Genomic DNA, 18,915 nt, shown 5'->3' with positions numbered 1-18,915 from the left:
ATGCCGTTTTCATTAGAAGGAAAGGTAGCGCTTGTAACGGGGGCATCCAGAGGGCTTGGAAGAGCGGATGCTCTTTGTTTAGCCAGGGCAGGGGCGGATATCATTGTTACGGATATTCTTCTTGAAGATGATGAACAAAACGACGCTACATCTGAAAAACTCGGCCCGGTCTCACAGATTATGGTCCAATCAAAGACGGTTTATACAAAATCAACCACACAGCAAATAAAGGATATGGGAAGAAAATCAGCTGCTTTTAAGATGGACGTGACAAATAAGGAGGAAGTAGAACGGGTAATGGGTGAGGTCATCAGCCAATTTGGCCGTATTGATATACTCGTCAACAATGCAGGAACTTTAGATCATACAGCAAGGCTTGAAGATCAAAATGATGATTATTGGAATAGGGATTTAAATGTCAATTTGACAGGTGCCTATAACTGCTGCAAGGCTGTATGGAAATATATGAAGGAACAAAAGGACGGGCGCATCATTAATATGGCATCAGTAGCAGGGACACATGGCGGATATGGGCAAGCGAGCTATGCAACCACAAAGGCAGGCATTCTGGGATTGACGAAGTCTTTAGCTCTTGAGGGTGCCAAATATCAGATTACCGTCAACGCGATTGTGCCGGGAATTATCAATACGGAAGCCTTTCAATTCACAAACCCATCAATGAGAAATCGGATGATTGAGCGAACTGCCTTTAAACGGCCTGGTGAACCGGAGGATATTGCCAATGCGATTGCCTTCCTCTCAAGCAAGGAAGCCTCCTATATTACCGGTGTTGCCCTTCCAGTGGCTGGCGGCATTGATTTATTCACGTTCTAAGAGAGGGGGAGGATAAGATGATAAGTGAAAGAGATGCCGTCATCATTGATGCTGTAAGAACACCCATTGGCCGAAAAGGGGGAACCCTCTCTAAGAATCGCCCGGATGAGATGGCAGCACATGTATTAGGGAGACTTGCGGAACGGACGAGGATAGACCCAATTGAAGTCGAGGACATCAAGATGGGATGTGTGACCCAAATAGGGGAACAAGGGATGAATATTGGAAGGATTGCTGGCCTGATAGCTGGTTTTCCTGTAGAGGTATGCGGGTCCAGCACAAACCGGATGTGCGGATCGAGTCTTGATACACTTGCTCAATCAGCTCATGCCATTATGGCGGAAATGAGTGATTGTTCAATTGCCGCAGGAGTTGAAAGCATGAATCGGGTGCCGATGGGGAGCGATGGAGGTGATTTTTCCAATCGTCTCATGAATCAGCACACCATTATACCGCAAGGATTCTCAGCAGAGCTGATTGCACAAAGATGGGGAATTTCGCGGGAGGAAATGGATCAATTCTCTTATGCAAGTCATCAGAAAGCTCTTCATGCGATAAAAGCAGGAAGGTTTGAGCATGAAATCGTGCCAATTGAGATTCCAGATGATTCTTTGGAGAAATGGTTTGAGGCTGATGAGACACCACGTGCCAATACATCCATTGAGCGGTTGGCTGACCTTAAGCCATCCTTTCTTCCGGATGGCCATGTGACAGCAGGAAACTCCAGCCAAATCAGTGACGGGGCCGCTGCGGTTTTGCTAACATCCCGCAAGAAAGCAATGGAGCTCGGATTAAGGCCGCGGGCAAAGGTAATTGCAACGGCACTTGCCGGAGTGGATCCAGAAATCATGCTGAGCGGGATTATACCGGCAACAAGGAAAGTACTGCAAAAGGCAGGCTTGAGGATGGAAGACATCGATTTATTTGAGGTAAATGAAGCCTTTGCCTCGGTCGTACTCGCTTGGTCAAAAGAGCTCGATGCAGATATGAACAAGGTAAATCCTAATGGAGGTGCGATAGCGCTCGGGCACCCGCTTGGCGCAAGCGGCGCGAGAATCGTGGCAACAATGCTTCCTGAACTAGAGCGAATAAATGGAAGATATGGACTTGCGACAATGTGTATCGGATTCGGACAGGCAATCGCTGTCATTATCGAAAGGGAGGCATAAGAATGGGAGTGAATTGCACATTAGAAGTCAGAGGAAAGGTGGCTATTTTGACGATTGATCGGCCTCCATTGAACACTCTCAGCAGAGAGACACTCTATGAGATTGATGCATATTTGGATGATTTCGAGAGCGATGATGGAATTCGCTCAATCCTTTTGACAGGAGCTGGGGAGAAATCATTCTCAGCTGGAGCTGATGTCAATGAATTTGCCGACCTGGCTGACCCGAATAAAGCAAGGGAAACCATCGGCCGGATACATGAATTGTTTAGTCGGATTGAAAGCTTTCCGAAGCCAATTATCGCCGCAGTGAATGGGCGGGCGCTAGGAGGAGGGAATGAGCTTCAAATGGCGTGCCATCTAGCAATCGCAAGCGAATTAGCGGAGTTTGGTCTTCCGGAAATCAAGCTGGGTATTATTCCTGGCTATGGCGGAACACAGCGCCTTCCACGTTTGATTGGGAGGAGGAGAGCGCTCGGTCTTATGCTAAGCGGTGAAACGATTTCAGCACAAATGGCGCTTGAATATGGGCTTGTCAATACGGTGGTGCCGGCAGAGAGTTTTCTGGAGGAAGCCGTTGCTTATGCGAAGCAATTGGCTGAAGGTCCGCCGCTGGCTATTCAAGGGATCTTGGATGCAGCTAATAGAGGGATGGAGACATCACTTGACGAGGGATTAGCGATTGAGCTGGAGCATAATTTGAGGATTACTCGCTCTGAGGATGCGATTGAAGGAATCAGTGCCTTTTTCATGAAAAGAAAGGCTCAATTTAAAGGGAAGTAAAGAGGATAGGGCAACCGGATGATTGGCAGTGACCCCTAAGAGTCAAAATGAAAAACTGACTATGGGGTGTGTAACCATTTAGGTTGCCCTTTCTTATGAGGTTAATTCTGTTTTGTAAAGCCCTCTTCCATCAGATAGGATTTGGCTTCATTGTAGGAAGGGAAGGTGCCGTCTAAATAGATGCCTGCATACACATTCCACATATCTTCCTCCACAATGACAGTGAGCGTATGCCCCTCTTCATTGCGCCAAATCTCTTCCATCACATCGCTATCATTCATAGATTCTTGCTTAGGTTCCGCAGATAGCTTATCAATGGATTTTTGGATAAGGGTGTGCAAATCTTCTTCAGAAAAATCTCGGATATTGACCATTCCTTTCTGGTCGACCTGATATCCGGAAATCCCCTCTGCATAAACAAAACCATTTCCGTTTGGATGCAGATGATAGATTACATTCTTTTTGTCTGTTTTGCTCTCAGGGTATTGGAAATTCACTCGTCCAAGGGACACCTTTTTTTCTTCAAGTTCTGGAAAGCTCTTCGCGATAGCGAGTTTTTCATCAAACGTTAACATACTTCCTCCAAATAAGTGGATTTTTCTATTCGTCCATTATATCATTAGTTCCTAAAAAACCATCATATTCAGAGTGTAAAATAATAATGGGAGGTGAAAAGGGAATGACTAATGGGCAGAATCGCAGTCAAATCAAGCCCGGGCTTGAAGTTGATATTGTCTTAAAGAAGGATCAGCGGAGTGGTGCGTTAACAAGAGGCATCGTGAAGGATATTTTGACGAATTCTCCGACTCATCCGCATGGCATTAAAGTAAGGCTGACAGACGGCCAGGTCGGTCGGGTTAAGCATATTGTGCAGTAACTGTCCATAAAAGATTAAGCGAAAGCTGCCCTAAAGCCCATATCTGGGTGTTCGGGGCAGCTTTTTGGTTTTAGCGGATATCTTTATGATGGAATGGACATTTTCCCGCTATTGGTTCACTATCATCTCCAATGAAGAATTGCTTCCATTCATTATGATTCGGATCACCGAAATGACTGATGTCCGGGTGTTTCGGTAGGTTGTCCCATGCCTCGACGCGCTCACGCACTTTTTCGCGGGACATGATTCCGCCTTTCTCCGTACCTTCAAGGCCAACGAATATCTTCCGCGGCTGAAAACCGATGACGAGGCTGTTGCCGAGGTCTCTTGTTTTCCTTTGTTTATACGCCGGACAATTTCCGAAAGCGAATATGGGCTCAGTGCCAAAATGAAAATCCCATAAGAAATGATCGGGGTCCTTAGGAGCGGTTTCAGGCCAAGGAGCGGGATCATGTTCATGTAAGTACTGAAGAATTCTCCAGAAATAATCGCGGTAATATGGAATATCCCTCGTTTCTTTTTCTGGCTCTACAAACAGAAAAAAACCGTGCCGAACTTTTGTCGGCTGCTTAAATAACTCCAGGAAGCCAGAGAGCGCTTTCGGCAAATTGGACCAGTCGTCATGCGTGATATAGGCATAACGAAGCTCGCCCTTCTTCTCAGCTTTCATCCCGAAATAGCATGGGAAGGTCGGATCAGTCACTATAGTTTGAAAGGTTTTATATTCCCTTGTTACCCAGGCAGGGAGATTATCGGGATTTTCCATATCCTCCTTTTGGAGCAATACGCTATTCATTTGGTTCGTTAAAGACATATGAAGATTCTCCTATCTATTTAGTTGGTAAATTATTCCCTTATAAAACTATTTTAAACAATTCGTGAACGTGCTTTTATTGTTTGTGTATTTTTTGAAAAAACGGTATATTTTGATTATAAGTTTATTAAATTATTTAACAAAGTTGAAAACGGTTTCGCAGGAGGCCGATTGAGGAGAATAACGATGCCATCTATCTGTCAAACAATTCAACGCTTGCTCCAATATGGGATTGAAAATAGTCTTATGGCGAAAGAAGATGAGTTTTATACAAGGAATAGACTTATGTCTGTTCTTGGCCTTCATGAATGGGAGATAAGTGAACCGCTTGAAGGAAATCCATCCATTCACGAAATAATGGATTCTATCATGGAATTCGCCGAAGAAAAAGGAATCATCTCTGATACGATGATAGAACGTGATTCTTTAAATGCGGAGCTGATGACCTGCCTATTACCAAGACCTTCAGAAGTTATCCGGACGTTCTGGGAGAATTACACGGAAAGTCCGGTTAAGGCTACTGACCAATTCTATGCATTCTCCACCCTATCCAATTACATCCGCATGGACCGCATTCAAAAAAACAGGATATGGAAGACGAGGACCCGGTATGGGGAACTGGACATTACGATTAATCTTTCTAAGCCTGAGAAGAATCCCAGGGAAATTGCAATGCTGAAGAATGCACCATCTTCCTCCTATCCGCAATGCCTGCTGTGCCCGGAAAATGAAGGCTACAAGGGGACGCTCACTCATCCTGCCAGGGGAAATCACCGTATAATCCCGCTCTCTATCAATCAAGAAGAGTGGTATTTTCAGTATTCTCCTTATGTTTACTATCCTGAGCATTGCATCGTGCTGAAGAAGGAGCATGCACCAATGAAGATTTCAAGGGAAACGTTTGATCGATTGCTGGATTTTGTCGATGAGTTTCCTCATTACTTCATTGGGTCCAATGCAGACCTGCCGATTGTCGGCGGATCAATTTTAAATCATGATCATTTCCAGGGGGGACGTTATACATTTGCGATTGAGGAGGCCCCAATCATGCAAGATTTTGTGCTTGCAGAATATCCCAACGTATCGGCAGGCATTGTTAAGTGGCCAATGTCAGTCATCCGACTTCGAGGCGCAAAAGAGGAAGTAGCTGAGGTGGCGGAGCTTATCTGGAAGTCATGGCTGACCTATAGCGATGAAAGGGCTGATATCTGCGCTTTTAGCGATCATGTCCCTCATAATACAGTCACACCGATTGCCAGAAGAAGAGATGGTTTATATGAACTCGACATCGTCCTTAGAAATAACCGAACATCTGAAAAGCATCCTGATGGCATCTTCCATCCGCATCAGGAATTGCATCATCTAAAAAAAGAGAATATCGGATTAATAGAAGTCATGGGTCTTGCCGTGCTCCCCGGACGGCTGGTAGAAGAAATATCGATGCTGTCTCTTTATCTTCTGGAGGGCACGAAAAAGGAAGAGTGGCAGACTGATATGCTCAAGCATTATGACTGGTATGAGGATATTAGGATAAGACGAGGGCAACTGACAAGAGAGACGGTGGAAGGAGTCATGCAAGATGAGATTGGAAGCCGTTTCCTGACTGTGCTTGAGCATTCGGGTGTCTTTAAGCAGACAGAGGAAGGGCAGCAGGCTTTCATCCGTTTTATTGAGAAGTTTACCAACAAATAAAAGGTGGGATAGTTGATGGAGAAACAAGCATTGCTTCAAGAGTTTCATGAGAGATTTGGACGGAGAGAAGCAGAGGCAAGAGTGTTTTTCACACCAGGCCGCGTGAACTTAATTGGTGAATATACGGACTTCAATGGAGGGCATGTCTTTCCGGCCTCCCTTTCTGTAGGGACTTGGGCAGTCGCCCGCCCACGCAAGGATGGCATCTACCATTTCCAATCCACTAATTTTGAGCTGGCGGTACAGACAGAGGCTGCTTCTATTGTCTACAAAAAAGAAGATGATTGGGCAAATTATCCGAAGGGTGTACTTTGGGAGCTTCTTAAACTCGCGGGTGATGAAGCTGCACGCTACACAGGGGCTGATATCATGTTCCATGGGAATATTCCTAACGGTGCGGGGCTTTCTTCCTCGGCATCGATTGAGGTGCTGACTGGCATGGCCTTGAGTGAATTGGCTGGCTGTCCGCTCGACAAAATTGAATTGGCGAAGCTTTCCCAAAGGGCAGAAAACAAATTCGTCGGTGTTAATTGCGGCATCATGGACCAGTTTGCCGTCGCGATGGGAAAAGCGAATCATGCGATCATGCTCAAATGTGATACGCTTGAGTATCAATATGTGCCTGTAGAGCTTGAAGGGTACACGATTGTCATCACGAACACAAATAAACGGCGAGGTCTCGCGGATTCTAAATATAATGAGCGCCGCTCTGAGTGTGAAACCGGACTGGCAATCTTGCAGCAGTCTATGCCTGATATTGAAACTTTGGGTGATGTCAGCTATGAAGATTGGCAAAAGTATAAGGATACCATCAAGGATGAAGTGGTACAAAAGCGGGTCAATCATGTTATCAGTGAGAATACCCGTGTCTTAAAAGCAACAGAAGCCCTGCAAAATAATGACGTGGCTTTATTTGGGGATTTGATGAAACAGTCCCATGAATCCTTGCGTGACTTATTTGAGGTAACCGGGACAGAATTGGATGTTTTGTTTGAAGCAGCAAGCAAGGTTGAAGGCTGTGCCGGAACGAGAATGACCGGAGCAGGCTTTGGCGGGTGCAATGTCAGCGTGGTCAAAAATAAGGCAGTTGCTCTATTTCAAGAGGAAGTTGCGAAGCATTATGAAGCGAGAACGGGACTTGTACCTGAGTTTTATCTATGTGACATTGGTGATGGAGCAAAGGAAATATAAAGTAAAAAGAAAGAAGCAGGATTGGCCGACTGGCTGTCCTACTTCTCCCTTTTAATCGGTGCTCCCGAGATTTGAGAAAAGCTTACGTAAGATAAGAGATACTGCTCCCATAACGGTTGCGTGATTCCCAAAACTGGAGATGACTATCTCTGTTTGCTTCGCCTTCTCAGTCAAGGCCCGTTCTTGAATCGTCTTCTGTACACTGTCTAGAAGGTATTTCTTTGCCTGGATTACCCCTCCGCTTAAGACGATTCTTTCAGGATTTATAATATGTATTAGGTTCGTCAAGCCAATCCCAAGGTATCTCCCTGCCTCACGCAAGGTTTCCTGTGCAAGCAAATCTCCAGCCTCCGCAGCTTCAAATACATGTTCTCCGGTAATCGTCTCATCCATGCCCTCCGCAAGCCTATCAGAGAGCATACTTCTCTCACCTTGGCTGAGCTTCATGCGCATCCTGTCTGCAATTGCAGGACCTGTAGCAAATGTCTGGAGACAGCCATGATTGCCGCAAGAACACTTCGGCCCATGCAAATCAATCGCCATATGGCCGATCTCTCCGCTGATAAAATCATGGCCGAGATATAGCTCCCCACCTATGATAAGACCGGCGCCAATTCCGCGTCCGACATTGATGTAAGCAATGTCGGAAGCAATTTCAGGATTGAACCATTGGTGGCCATGAGCAATGGCACGCACATCGTTTTCGACAACGACCATAAGGCCGAATTCTTCTTCAAGGATATCCTTAATGGGAATATGGTGAAGATTGAGATTTGGGGCGAAAATGGATTCACCCTTCGATACATCCACGATCCCGTGCATAGCCACCCCAATGCCGACTAATTTATCCGATTCTGGAGCAATGTCGGTCAAGGCACGTATGCCTTTTATTAACAAGGAGAGGAGCAAGTCCTTTGAAACGGGAGAGGGAATGGTCTGCACGAGGCAATGCTTGCTCTCCCCTATTAAATTCGTTAGAATCATATTCAATTCATGAGAGCCGATATCAACTCCAATGAGATAATGCCTTTCACTATTAAGTGTAAGCAACGTCGGCTTTCGTCCGCCGCTTGATTCACCGAGTGATTTTTCCATGATTAACTCTCTTATTAGAAGTTCCCTCGTCAGGTTGCTGATGGTAGGAGGAGTCAGTTTCGTCAATTTGGCGATATCCGCTCTTGAGATTGGCCCCTTTTCACGAATGAGATTCAAGACGATGGAGAGGTTGGTTGATTTCATTCTTTGAAAGGTTCCCGTTACGAATTCTTTACTCATGTGGCCTCCCGAGTCACGAATTGTAGATCTGGCCTTATTATATAAAGCCTATCATTATTATAAATGAATAGTGACAGAGTTCATATTTTCTCCTTTGGATTAGTCCACTTTTTGAACAAAGGGCCATTATCCCCGAATACAGGATCTTCATTAGGAAGAGGGACATGCTTAATATCTTCAAGTACCTCAGGTCTTTCCTCTGGCTTGCCATAGTTCATGTTATAGTCCATCCCATTAGGATAAGCGCCGATGACAGTAAAACCGTTCGATGATTCAAGACATTTATGTCCTGTTCCAGCCGGAAGAACAATGACATCACCTGCCATTACTTCAATCATATCACCGCTGGGCCCGCCAATCATCAGCCTGGCGTCTCCTTTGATGACTCCGAGAACCTCATGAGTATTACTATGATAGTGATGATCATTCAAAATTCCATTGGTCCAGCTATTTGACCAATTATGCTTATGAAAAGCAGCTTCCATTTTCTCGGGGGGAAGCGCATTTTTATAGATTGCTGCCGGTAAGAGAGGATTGTTCGGAATAGAACCATCATCCTGAAAGAACATAAATTGAACATCAGTCATTCTAATTCCTCCTTTTTATTGCCGTTTTCCCGATGCAGGGTCATATTAAACGATTTTAAAAAAGACCTTAACAAAAGCAGGATGGCTAAGCTTTTGTTAAGGTCCCATAATCGTGCATGATTTTATTGATAGGAGATTTATTATCCAGCAATTAATGTTTGGCCTTACGAAAACCGTCATATATGTTATACGCCGCACCAAGGAAGAAAAGAAAGATTGACCCATTGATTAACCAGCTTTCCCAGCCATAATCAAAAACATTATCCATATATCCGATAAAACCGGAATCGAAAAAGCTTGCATGGTTCAGCATGATAATCAATACGATAGTGGCGGTGACTTGTAAGAGTGTATTAAATGCGGCTAGCTTCATGGTCCATTTTGCTGTGTACAATTTTAAAAGCGAGAGGGCAATCTCCATGGCGATGATGAGGAGAATGACAGGCCAGAATAGCTGCAGCACGTCTTGGTTGAAGACAGGCGTAATAAACTCAAGCCCATTGCCCTTATTTTCATAAATGACGACGAGATGATCTGCATAAAAATAGCCTGTTGCCCATACAGCTGTCCAAAATATCCCTCCGTATATTTCAAACTTTGATATCTTTCTTTCCTTCGCGCGATCAGGAAGGTCCTTCAAATTATCAGGGGACCATTGGTGACATAGCTGCCCGTCTTTTATAGGAACCACCCTTTCTATAAAAGCAAAGCTTAATGTCGTCCAAAAGAATACATGCATGGCTACCTCGATCACTGAGCCTGCCGCACCGATTATTATGGCTGGCAAAAGACGTAAGAAAGGTTCCTCGCCTGTAAAACCGGCTGCTTGCTGGGCAAGATAAGCAATCAATGCGATTGCTGCTCCAAAAGACAAGGCTAATTTTAATAGGGTCATATAGCTCTCAAAATAGCGGGGTCCTATTAAATGCTGAGGCCAATCGCGATATTCCCTTGCGAGCGCAGCCGGGTCTCCTAACTCTGTGAGAGCATCCTTTACGTCCTGCTCTGTATAACCTTCAGGCAACATATCCTCAATTGTTGACCGCAGCTCAAGAGCGATGTCATCACGACTTTTTTCGGGAAGTCTTCTGGTGACCTCTTGAATATAAATGTCAATTAGTTTCATCTTCATTGCCTCCTTTTATTAACATGTCATGCAATTGCTTCGAATTATGAAGCCATTCCTCTTTGAGCTGCTGATACACCTCCATTCCTAATGAGCTGAGTGAATAATATTTGCGAGGCCTGCTTTCTGTTGTATCCCAATAACTCGTCACCAATTGCTGCTTCTCCAGCCGTCTCAGTAATGGATATAATGTGCTTTGTTCAATGGTAATTCCAGCCTCTTCTAATGAACGAACAAGGGAATAGCCATATTGAGGCTTCTGAAGCTGGCTAAGAACCGCAAGCGTCAGCGTTCCTCTTCTTAATTCCGTCATTAATGAGTTCAATAACGTACTCATTTGCGCACCCCCTACGACACATACTATGTGTTATACAGTATTATGATACTACATATATTAAAAATAGGAAAATATTATGAAAATAAAAAGACCCTTGCAAAAAGCTCATTCTCTGAACTTTTGCAAAGGTGTCTTAAGAAGTTCGGCTTGTTTCTCTTTTGCGATAGATGATAGTAATTCCGGCAAGTATCGCCATAATAAATAAGAAATCCACCTGTCATGCCATAGCAAAGAAATGCCCCTGCTGTAATGAGTGCATTTGTGAGTGCATAGGGGATTTGTGTCAGCCCATGGTTCATATGGTTACATCCCGCTGATGATCGCATGGGGCACAAAGGTCGTCTCCTTTTACGTATGATAAAACCAAAGGTCACGAGGCAGGCAGCTGACCCATGAGAAGAGAAAACCTTACTTACCCATTGGCGAACCAATCAATTATGCTTGTGGTGTCACTATTCCGATAGCTATTCCATATTAATAAACCAACAGAGCTTAACCATATTATGCATGACGGATAGGACTGCAATGGTTGATGTGATATTTCTCCATCATCATAGAATAAATGATAAATGTTTAATTCAATTCGTGTCAGGGTGGCAGTGAAATAAAAATCCTCCTAGATATGAGTAGATAAGATAATCCCCGCGCCAAGTGATGGATTTACGCGTCTTATCATTAGTACAAGCATAATAATGACCAGAGGTGGTATAAGAACAATAGCGTTCCAATCAAGTGGTTACCTTCTTACAAGTATCATATTATATTAATATAATATAACGTTAAAAAAGAGAATTTCATATAAATAAAACACTTAAAATTTATTTATATGCGAAAATTCGTGCAATTACTATGGTTTTTATTTAAATTTACACCTCGTGCATGCTATAATGCACATTAATATAAATGAACGATTATAAATATTCAGTTTTCTAAAGGAGGAGAGAGAAATGAGGGATGTTACCTTACTAGATATATTTGATCATCGTATTACTCAAAAGTATTTGAATCGTTCCGGCTTGGCTCATGCGATTGCTGTCGCCTATCATGCTTTTAACCTGGCGAGGGAGCAGGGGGAGGATGCTGATGCCGCAGCCAAGGCAGGTCTGCTGCATGATATGGGGCATTTTACATGGTACCGGAATGGAAAATGGGATTATGACCTCTATCGCAAGAATGATATTCATCCTATTAAAGGTGCGGAGCGTGCACATAAATTACTGATTAGACTTGGTGAAAATCCTGTTAAAGCGAAAACAATCTCGCTAGCGATTTTATTTCATACGGACTCCTTTCTGCCGACAAATGATATTGTTCGGACGCCTTTGCAGCAAATCGTGAAATGGGCCGATGAGATGGATGAAGAAGAAGGCGGCTTGCATCACTACCGAAAGATTGAATATGAAAGGGCAAGACAAAGCATCATTAAGCTGGATGAGAAGATTGATGATGCCCAATTCGAGAACAAGAAATCTGTATAAAACAAGCAAATGGGAGCCGTGAGCTCCTTTTTTATTTGGCAGTATTCAATTGAACAGGATAAAATTTCACAAATTAGTCCATTTTGACTGTATTTGAATAAGAATATAATTAAATCAGAGGTGAAGGGATATACCCAGCTAAATAGTGGTAAAGAAAAGCAAATCTAAAGACGGGAGGATGAAGCATGGCGTATAAAAGTCCGCAGGATATTGCTGCATATGCTGTTGAAGCAGGTGTGAAGAAGACAAGCTTGAATTTTAAAAGCATGATGCTATTAGGCTTTTTAGGAGGGGCTTACATATCAGCTGGATATCTGTTATCTGTTCGGGTCACAGCAAGTTTACCGGCGGAATGGGGCACATTTGGCTCGTTCATAGGTGCGGCTGTTTTCCCTTTAGGTCTTATTTTAATCTTAATTGCTGGAGGAGAGCTCCTGACGGGTAATATGATGGCTGTGCCAATGGCATGCCTGACAGGAAGGGTGCGCTGGTCGAGGCTCGCTCATAACTGGTTTTGGATAACTGTTAGTAATTTCGCTGGCGCCCTTTTTGTGGCCTACTTTTTCGGACATTTGGCGGAGCTGACAACTAGTGGAGCATTCTTGGAGAAAGTGGTTGATACAGCCGGTCATAAGCTTGAGGCAGATTTCTGGCCAGCACTGATTTCAGCTGTCGGATGCAACTGGCTAGTGGGACTCGCTGTCTGGCTTTCCTACGGGGCGGAGGACATTGGAGGCAAGATCGCTGCTATATGGTTTCCAATTATGGCCTTTGTCGCAATTGGCTTTCAGCACGTGGTCGCGAATATGTTCATCATCCCTGCCGCTATCTTTGAAGGGTATTTCTCTTGGGGAGAGTATTTCGGCAACTTCATCCCGGTGTTTCTCGGCAATGCGATTGGGGGAGCAGTCCTAGTGGCACTCGTTTATTGGCAATCCTATCAGGGTCATTTGCAATCCGTATCACAGGCGGATAAGCAAGAATCAAGGGAAATACAAGGATAAGGGAACAATGGCATTTCTTCTTCGGGAGAAATGCTTTTTTAGTGATGTAGACATTTCCGCAGATTATAGCTTTCTAATAGGCTCCGTATATGAAGTTTTTTTGGTGCGAAAAAATTTCCTGTAAGTATATGAGTTTACGAATATTCCGTCTAAAAGGTACGATATTGGTAATGATTCAATAGTATACATAGAAGGAGCCTTTAAAGGATGAATCAAAAACAATCCTCCATACCAAGCCCTTATCGGAGCTTGCGAAAGTTATTTGAAGAGAATATCCATGTAAACCATATTTCTGAGGTATTGGTCAGCTTTGAGGCAAGCGTCAGGATGGACGAGATTAAGGACTATATGGAGCGGACAGGCTTTGATGTGGTCGGGATAAAGGAAGAAGGCAAGGTAACCGGCTATTTAGAGAGAGGGAGAGGAACTGTGGTCCGATTTCATCCTGCCAATCTAGTCTCGGAATCAACCCCATTGATTCACCTTCTTTATTTATTTGAGCATATTGACCGAATATTTATCCTGGAGAGGAATGAAGTCACAAGGCTTGTTACCTTGGCTGACCTTCAAAAACCGCCAGTCAGAATGCTCTTGTTCGGGATTATTTCCTTAATGGAAATGCATCTCCTCCATGTCGTCAAGCATGTATATCGGGATGGGAGCTGGAGAGAGAAAATCAGTGCTGAACGGCTGAGAAATGCTGAACACTTATATGAGCTGAGAAAGGAACGGAATGAGGAAATTACACTTCTTGACTGCCTGCAATTAAGCGATAAGAAAACCTTGATTGTAAAGAAAAAGGAGTTGCTGGCAAATCTGGGCTTTTCATCAAGAGCCGAGGCTGAGCGCTTCTTTAATAAGCTTGAGCGGTTGCGTAATAATTTGGCTCACTCACAAGAACTCACTGGAGGAGGATCCTTTAGGGAAATCATCCAGACAGTGAGGCAATGTGAACGGGTTCTTGAGGCATGTGAGCAAATGCATTCGGATTGATCCTCTTCTGGATGAAAAGGATGTATTGACCGTTAACGCACTTTATTCAAACTTTTGAGATAAATATGGTAGGATAGTTTAGAGGGGGCTGCATGCATGAATACGATTCCTTTGATTATCGCCATTATGACCGGAATTTTTTATGGTTCCATCCAATCAATCAAACTGAGCAAGCAGGAAGAAGAAGAGTCGCCAAAACAAGCAGCGTGGTTATACATAAAGAGTATTATCCTCTGCTTAGTTGTCTACTTGGCTGTTAGCGCAGTGATGGATTTAAGTTAAATGCCTAGAAGCTGTCATTTGATAGACAGCTTTTTTATTTGGCTTTTTAGGGATAAAAAATAAACGCAGCCTTTCAAAACAGGCTGCGTTTCATTTATAAATCTATTCATCGGTTAACTTTTTCTGGGTTCAATGACAAGAACGAAGATTGTCAAGATTGTCATAACAGAGATTTCTAGGACAGCTTCAACTGGATCAAAGCCAATCTTTCCTGTTTGCTCTGCAGCATAAACATGTGTCAAATTCTGGTACAGAACAAAAAGCATGGCACATAGAAAAAGTAATTTTACTAATATAAATTTCATGAAAACCATCCTCTCTTAGGTGCATCATTAACTTGAGGGCCATATAATCGCAGCAATGCAATGCTTCGATTTCTTTTCATCATTAAAAGCTAATCAGCAAGTAATGACTGGCCTGCTGTCGGATTTTCGAAAGCTTATATAGGTATATGGAGTTCCTATCAATTAAATAGGGGGCTCTTCGTTTAGGGAAAAAGAAAAAACCCTTGGTCTGCAAGAGTTGCTCTATTATGTTATCAGAGTTAATCTCATAAATTGTAAGCTGCAGAAATCAGCTAGTACAACTTAATGAGTTTACTATTTATACATAGGTTTGTCATTAAAAAACATACCATAGAACAAATCGAAATTAAACTGGAAAATTGAACAATGGATGAGACGGATTCCTTCATTATTCTATATATGGCTCCATGTCAATAAAACAAAAGAAACTCGCAGTGTTAGTTGCGAGTTTCTTTCTGTATAGTGAGTAAAACCTAGTATCGAAAAGATGGTTCTTCTTTGTTTAATGTTACAGTAGTGCTCTTGGTGTTGAAATAAGCATCCACGAGCTCTTTCATCTCATCCATTGCTTGATTGGCACGCTTTGCTTGTTCTTTGTTTATGGATTCCATAACAAGAATCGCATCTGTCGTATCGTCGGTCAGCATTGTCCGCTGAGCCTCTCGCCAGTTTAAACACCGGCAAATAGCACCCTCCGTATCGTAATAGATGATTTCCTCAGGAAGTGCTGGTGAATCATGGTCAGCCCCTAAAGGAAGGAACGATTCCCCGCCTTGTGCTTTACCAAGATGTAAGTCACCATTGATGAGATGTAAATCCTCACCTCCGCAAGGGACGGCATATTTAAGCGAAATGCTGTTATATATGTCCACTAGGGGATTGATAGGAGAGAATGCTCTGTCCTGGCTGACTCTCTTGAGAAGGGCTTCAATCGAAGAGCGCGCCCCCTTTTTTGTCTTGAATTGGCCAAATGCTCTTCTCCATTCATCAATCACTGGATTTTGGCTGAAACTCTCATTGACCAAGTACTTTTTTGCTTCATTGGATGCTTCATGCAATAACTCTGTAAAATAATGTTGCTCATCTTCTGAACAATGGTTATCAATGTTTTTTACAATCATTACATTCAGTTGAGCATATGGGAAGACATCCCAAAATTCACGATCAACAATTATTTTCCCCATGGCATAGCAACTCCATTTCTTCAGACAAAATTAGTATAACTCTATTATATATCTATCATTGAAATGATCGTAAACACAAGTTGATGCTGTGACTATTTATACTAGCCAAGGATGAGGAAAAGGGAGAATTCTTTTTGAAGTAGAAGTCTTTCATGAACAAATTCAAGTCTTAATAAAAGAAAACCAGTATGCTCTTTTACCTTTGGGATTCTCTCTCATTGAGTTATGGAGACCATACACGACTTACGTCACTTGCACGCGACTTTGATGCTGGAGAGCGGCGTGAACCCGAAGGTTGTGGCTGAAAGGCTAGGCCATAGTCGAGTCGGTGTGACACTGGATCTCTATTCTCACGTATCCTCCGATATCCAAGAGGAAGCGGCTATCCGATTTGAAGAGGCGTTCTTCCAACAATCATCATAGCCAAAACAACTTGTGCACTAAATGTGCAATAACAACCGTTCCTCGAAAAGAAGTTTCCTCTAAAACAAGAAAAAACCCTTGATACACAAGGGTTTCCCGGTATGGAGCTAAGGGGATTCGAACCCCTGACCTCTTCGCTGCCAGCGAAGCATTCTCCCGCTGAACTATAGCCCCGAAATAATATCTTTTTTTTCTTACAAATTCTATTTTAACGAAATTAATTAGAAAGTCAACGCGAATTTAATAGTTTGATTTTTCAAAAAAATATATCGATATCAGCATAAGAAGAGTAAAAAGGCAGCAGGAAGTGATTAGCGGCTGCCTTTATAGGTTTGAGATTAAGCATTTTCGATTTCTATACTCATAATTCCTTCAATCTCTGAAACAGAATAATAAACATCGGTTATTCTGCGTTTATTATCGACCGTCGTTCGTAGCTGAACAAGGTGGTTTGCTGCCAAGTCTTTGATCCGAACGGATTTGATGGCGATATTATGATGTTCAATTAGTGAGATAATGGAGGCAATCTTTGCTTTATCGCCAATGACAAGCTTAAGATGCAGTTCTTTTTCTCGGAATTTACGCGGCCCTATGAGATTAAATAAGTATGGCAATAGTTCTACACTAATAATCAGTAGCAAAACCCCAGCGATGGCTTCCATATAGAATCCGGCGCCAACAGTAATACCTATACCGCCTGCACCCCAAATAAGCGCAGCTGTCGTGATACCGGATATCGTATCATTTCCTCTTCTTAGTATGACACCTGCTCCGATAAAGCCTATGCCGGATACAATTTGTGCGGCTAGCCGGAGAGGGTCCATCGTAACGGCGACCCCGAATTCTGAGCCTTTTGCGGTATACGCTGATTCAATAGAAACAATGGTCAATAGGCAACTAACAATAGAAATAACTAAGGAGGTCTTTAACCCAACGGGTTTTCTTTTGATCTCCCGTTCAAGACCGATGATTAGCCCGAGTGCGGCTGAAATGCATAGTTTCATCAGCATCTGAGCATCGAGTAGGATGAAATCCACTTTATCAACCGCCTTCCTATAGAATCTTTTCTCCAGAATAAAATATGTTATGATAAAGTTCCACTATTATGAATATTAGGTTTAAAATAGCATTTGAAGAAATTGAAAAGGTCGGGGCTGCGCATGAAAAACATAACCTATAAACCGTACATGGCCATTGCGATCGGAGTGGCAGCTATTTCTTTCTCGGCAATCCTTGTGCGTTATTCGAACGCTTCCTCTGGCGTCATGGCGTTTTATCGTTTGTTTTTTTCAAGCCTGCTGCTGTTGCCGATTTTTTTACGCGGGCCAATAAAGGAAGTGGGAAACTTTAGTTTTCGGGAGTGGGTTTTTTCAGCTGTTTCTGGAGTGTTCTTGGCCTTTCACTTCATTCTATGGTTTGAATCCTTAAGGTATACTTCTGTAGCCAGCTCTACTGTGCTGGTGACGATGCAACCCTTGTTCGCCTTTGTCGGTGCCTTCTTTCTATTTAAAGAAAGAGTGACGGTTGCTGTGTTAGCAAGTGTCATTTTAGCCATAAGCGGAAGTATTATCATTGGTGCAGGAGATTTTACAGCTAAAGGAGCAGCGCTATATGGGGATGTGCTCGCTTTATTATCTTGTGCACTCATCACTGCCTATTTTATGATAGGCCAGGTTTTGAGAAGAAAGGTCGGTCTTACTGCATATACCTTTACCGTTTATAGCTTGAGCGCAGCTGTGTTAGGTGTTTATGTATGGGTGAAAGGAGAGTCGTTTGGACCGTATCCGGGGGTGGAATGGGGGATTTTCCTGCTGCTCGCCGTTATTCCGACTTTATTTGGACATTCTTTATTGAATTGGGCACTTGGGTGGGTAAGTAGTACAACGATATCCATGGCAATCCTGTTTGAACCAGTAGGTGCAAGTGTGCTAGCTTATTATTTATTCCATGAGCATATAAGTTCAACTCAAGCAATTGGATCGTTGCTGATATTATTAGGGCTCTCTTTCTTTATTATTATGTCGAATAGAAGCAGGGAATCATCGATAAACCAGGAACATATATAGATAGATTTAGCGCTCTGCGAGTCAATTGGTAAAGAAGCTATGCAAAAATAGAGAGGGAAATTGAAAAAAGTTGTAAAAAAGTACTTGCGCAACTTTAGCAGTACATGATATATTAACTATCGTTCACTTCGAGTGAATGAAATGTTGAAAAAAGTCGTTGACTCTAAAGAGTTATTCTGATATATTATAAAAGTCGCTTATGCGGCATCAGGTAATTACGAAAAAGTGTTGATAAAAACTTTTTTTAAAAAGTTGTTGACACCAAAAAGTTATCCTGATATAATATAAAAGTCGCTAAAACGACAACTAAGAAAATTGTTCTTTGAAAACTAAACAAAACGAAACGCTAAGCAAGTCTTAAAATTTGAGAGAATATCTCTCGTCAATGTTTTAAATTATAGCTAGATCAAACATCTTTCGGAGAGTTTGATCCTGGCTCAGGACGAACGCTGGCGGCGTGCCTAATACATGCAAGTCGAGCGAATCAGATGGGAGC

General features: G+C 42.9%; 20 protein-coding genes, 1 tRNA gene, 1 rRNA gene and 1 pseudogene. 13 read left to right on the top strand and 10 right to left on the bottom strand.

Features of this window, described 5'->3' with window-relative positions; genetic code table 11:
• Genes CYL18_RS10025 through CYL18_RS10015 form a run of 3 tightly spaced genes read left to right on the top strand, consistent with a single transcriptional unit; the run spans position 1 to position 2,785 of the window.
• Entirely contained in the window at positions 1–834 is an 834-nt protein-coding gene (locus CYL18_RS10025; RefSeq protein WP_104849373.1) for an SDR family NAD(P)-dependent oxidoreductase, read from the top strand.
• A 17-nt stretch (positions 835–851) separates the two neighbouring features.
• Positions 852–2,003, top strand: coding sequence for a thiolase family protein (locus CYL18_RS10020; protein WP_104849372.1), 1,152 nt, complete (start codon positions 852–854; stop codon positions 2,001–2,003).
• A 2-nt stretch (positions 2,004–2,005) separates the two neighbouring features.
• Positions 2,006–2,785 carry an enoyl-CoA hydratase/isomerase family protein gene (locus CYL18_RS10015; RefSeq protein ID WP_104849371.1) on the top strand — a complete coding sequence of 260 codons (780 nt, stop codon included), beginning with the start codon at positions 2,006–2,008 and terminating at the stop codon, positions 2,783–2,785.
• 101 nt (positions 2,786–2,886) lie between these two features.
• On the opposite strand, the gene CYL18_RS10010 is transcribed toward CYL18_RS10015, so the two are convergent.
• On the bottom strand, positions 2,887–3,360 hold the full coding sequence (locus tag CYL18_RS10010) for a hypothetical protein (RefSeq protein WP_104849370.1): 474 nt from the start codon (positions 3,358–3,360) through the stop codon (positions 2,887–2,889).
• A 104-nt stretch (positions 3,361–3,464) separates the two neighbouring features.
• Between CYL18_RS10010 and CYL18_RS10005 the strand changes: the two genes are divergently transcribed.
• Positions 3,465–3,662: a YwbE family protein gene (locus tag CYL18_RS10005; protein ID WP_104849369.1), complete on the top strand. Its 198-nt coding sequence runs from the start codon at positions 3,465–3,467 to the stop codon at positions 3,660–3,662.
• A gap of 70 nt (positions 3,663–3,732) precedes the next feature.
• On the opposite strand, the gene CYL18_RS10000 is transcribed toward CYL18_RS10005, so the two are convergent.
• Positions 3,733–4,476, bottom strand: a complete 744-nt coding sequence (locus CYL18_RS10000) for a YqcI/YcgG family protein (protein ID WP_104849368.1) — start codon at positions 4,474–4,476, stop codon at positions 3,733–3,735.
• 186 nt (positions 4,477–4,662) lie between these two features.
• Between CYL18_RS10000 and galT the strand changes: the two genes are divergently transcribed.
• Together galT and CYL18_RS09990 are read left to right on the top strand one after the other, a co-directional pair.
• Entirely contained in the window at positions 4,663–6,168 is a 1,506-nt protein-coding gene (gene galT / locus CYL18_RS09995) for a UDP-glucose--hexose-1-phosphate uridylyltransferase (protein ID WP_104849367.1), read from the top strand.
• Between the two features lie 15 nt (positions 6,169–6,183).
• Positions 6,184–7,359, top strand: coding sequence for a galactokinase (locus tag CYL18_RS09990; protein WP_104849366.1), 1,176 nt, complete (start codon positions 6,184–6,186; stop codon positions 7,357–7,359).
• Positions 7,360–7,410: 51 nt separating this feature from the next.
• On the opposite strand, the gene CYL18_RS09985 is transcribed toward CYL18_RS09990, so the two are convergent.
• The 4 genes from CYL18_RS09985 to CYL18_RS09970 form a co-directional block, all read right to left on the bottom strand.
• Positions 7,411–8,634 (bottom strand): ROK family transcriptional regulator, encoded by a 1,224-nt coding sequence (locus tag CYL18_RS09985; protein WP_104849365.1) that lies wholly within the window; start codon positions 8,632–8,634, stop codon positions 7,411–7,413.
• Positions 8,635–8,714: 80 nt separating this feature from the next.
• The gene (locus CYL18_RS09980) at positions 8,715–9,221 is read right to left on the bottom strand and encodes a cupin domain-containing protein (protein ID WP_104849364.1); all 507 of its coding nucleotides are present in this window, start codon (positions 9,219–9,221) and stop codon (positions 8,715–8,717) included.
• Positions 9,222–9,372: 151 nt separating this feature from the next.
• Entirely contained in the window at positions 9,373–10,347 is a 975-nt protein-coding gene (locus CYL18_RS09975) for an HAAS signaling domain-containing protein (protein ID WP_104849363.1), read from the bottom strand.
• Positions 10,334–10,684: a PadR family transcriptional regulator gene (locus CYL18_RS09970; protein WP_104849362.1), complete on the bottom strand. Its 351-nt coding sequence runs from the start codon at positions 10,682–10,684 to the stop codon at positions 10,334–10,336. The genes CYL18_RS09975 and CYL18_RS09970 overlap by 14 nt, the downstream gene beginning before the upstream one ends.
• A 947-nt stretch (positions 10,685–11,631) precedes the next feature.
• Here CYL18_RS09970 and CYL18_RS09960 point away from each other — a divergent pair.
• The 4 genes from CYL18_RS09960 to CYL18_RS09945 all read left to right on the top strand — a co-directional run bounded on the left by CYL18_RS09960 (position 11,632) and on the right by CYL18_RS09945 (position 14,441).
• Complete coding sequence (locus CYL18_RS09960) at positions 11,632–12,162, top strand: HD domain-containing protein (RefSeq protein WP_104849360.1); 531 nt, start codon at positions 11,632–11,634, stop codon at positions 12,160–12,162.
• 185 nt (positions 12,163–12,347) lie between these two features.
• A complete protein-coding gene (locus CYL18_RS09955; RefSeq protein WP_104849359.1) occupies positions 12,348–13,166 on the top strand; it encodes a formate/nitrite transporter family protein in 819 nt (272 codons plus the stop codon).
• Positions 13,167–13,373: 207 nt separating this feature from the next.
• Positions 13,374–14,159, top strand: coding sequence for a hypothetical protein (locus CYL18_RS09950; RefSeq protein ID WP_104849358.1), 786 nt, complete (start codon positions 13,374–13,376; stop codon positions 14,157–14,159).
• A 96-nt stretch (positions 14,160–14,255) separates the two neighbouring features.
• Positions 14,256–14,441 carry a hypothetical protein gene (locus CYL18_RS09945; RefSeq protein ID WP_104849357.1) on the top strand — a complete coding sequence of 62 codons (186 nt, stop codon included), beginning with the start codon at positions 14,256–14,258 and terminating at the stop codon, positions 14,439–14,441.
• Positions 14,442–14,554: 113 nt separating this feature from the next.
• Here CYL18_RS09945 and CYL18_RS09940 read toward each other — a convergent pair whose 3' ends face one another.
• Positions 14,555–14,746, bottom strand: a complete 192-nt coding sequence (locus CYL18_RS09940; RefSeq protein WP_104849356.1) for a hypothetical protein — start codon at positions 14,744–14,746, stop codon at positions 14,555–14,557.
• Between the two features lie 473 nt (positions 14,747–15,219).
• Entirely contained in the window at positions 15,220–15,930 is a 711-nt protein-coding gene (locus CYL18_RS09935) for a B3/B4 domain-containing protein (RefSeq protein ID WP_104849355.1), read from the bottom strand.
• 231 nt (positions 15,931–16,161) lie between these two features.
• On the opposite strand from CYL18_RS09935, the pseudogene CYL18_RS09930 reads away from it, so the two are divergent.
• Positions 16,162–16,353: pseudogene (locus CYL18_RS09930) on the top strand (tyrosine-type recombinase/integrase); the annotation flags it as partial.
• Positions 16,354–16,455: 102 nt separating this feature from the next.
• Here CYL18_RS09930 and CYL18_RS09925 read toward each other — a convergent pair.
• A tRNA-Ala gene (locus CYL18_RS09925) sits at positions 16,456–16,527 on the bottom strand.
• A gap of 164 nt (positions 16,528–16,691) precedes the next feature.
• Positions 16,692–17,363 (bottom strand): MgtC/SapB family protein, encoded by a 672-nt coding sequence (locus CYL18_RS09920; protein ID WP_104849573.1) that lies wholly within the window; start codon positions 17,361–17,363, stop codon positions 16,692–16,694.
• A gap of 150 nt (positions 17,364–17,513) precedes the next feature.
• On the opposite strand from CYL18_RS09920, the gene CYL18_RS09915 reads away from it, so the two are divergent.
• Both CYL18_RS09915 and CYL18_RS09910 read left to right on the top strand, forming a co-directional pair.
• Entirely contained in the window at positions 17,514–18,419 is a 906-nt protein-coding gene (locus CYL18_RS09915) for a DMT family transporter (protein WP_104849353.1), read from the top strand.
• Positions 18,420–18,833: 414 nt separating this feature from the next.
• Positions 18,834–18,915 (top strand): 16S ribosomal RNA (locus CYL18_RS09910); the annotation flags it as partial.

It is taken from the genome of Pradoshia eiseniae, assembly GCF_002946355.1.
GTDB classification, from domain to species: Bacteria; Bacillota; Bacilli; order Bacillales; family Pradoshiaceae; genus Pradoshia; species Pradoshia eiseniae.
The sequence above is the reverse complement of the archived record's forward strand: the minus strand, read 5'-3'. Positions and strand labels throughout refer to the sequence as shown.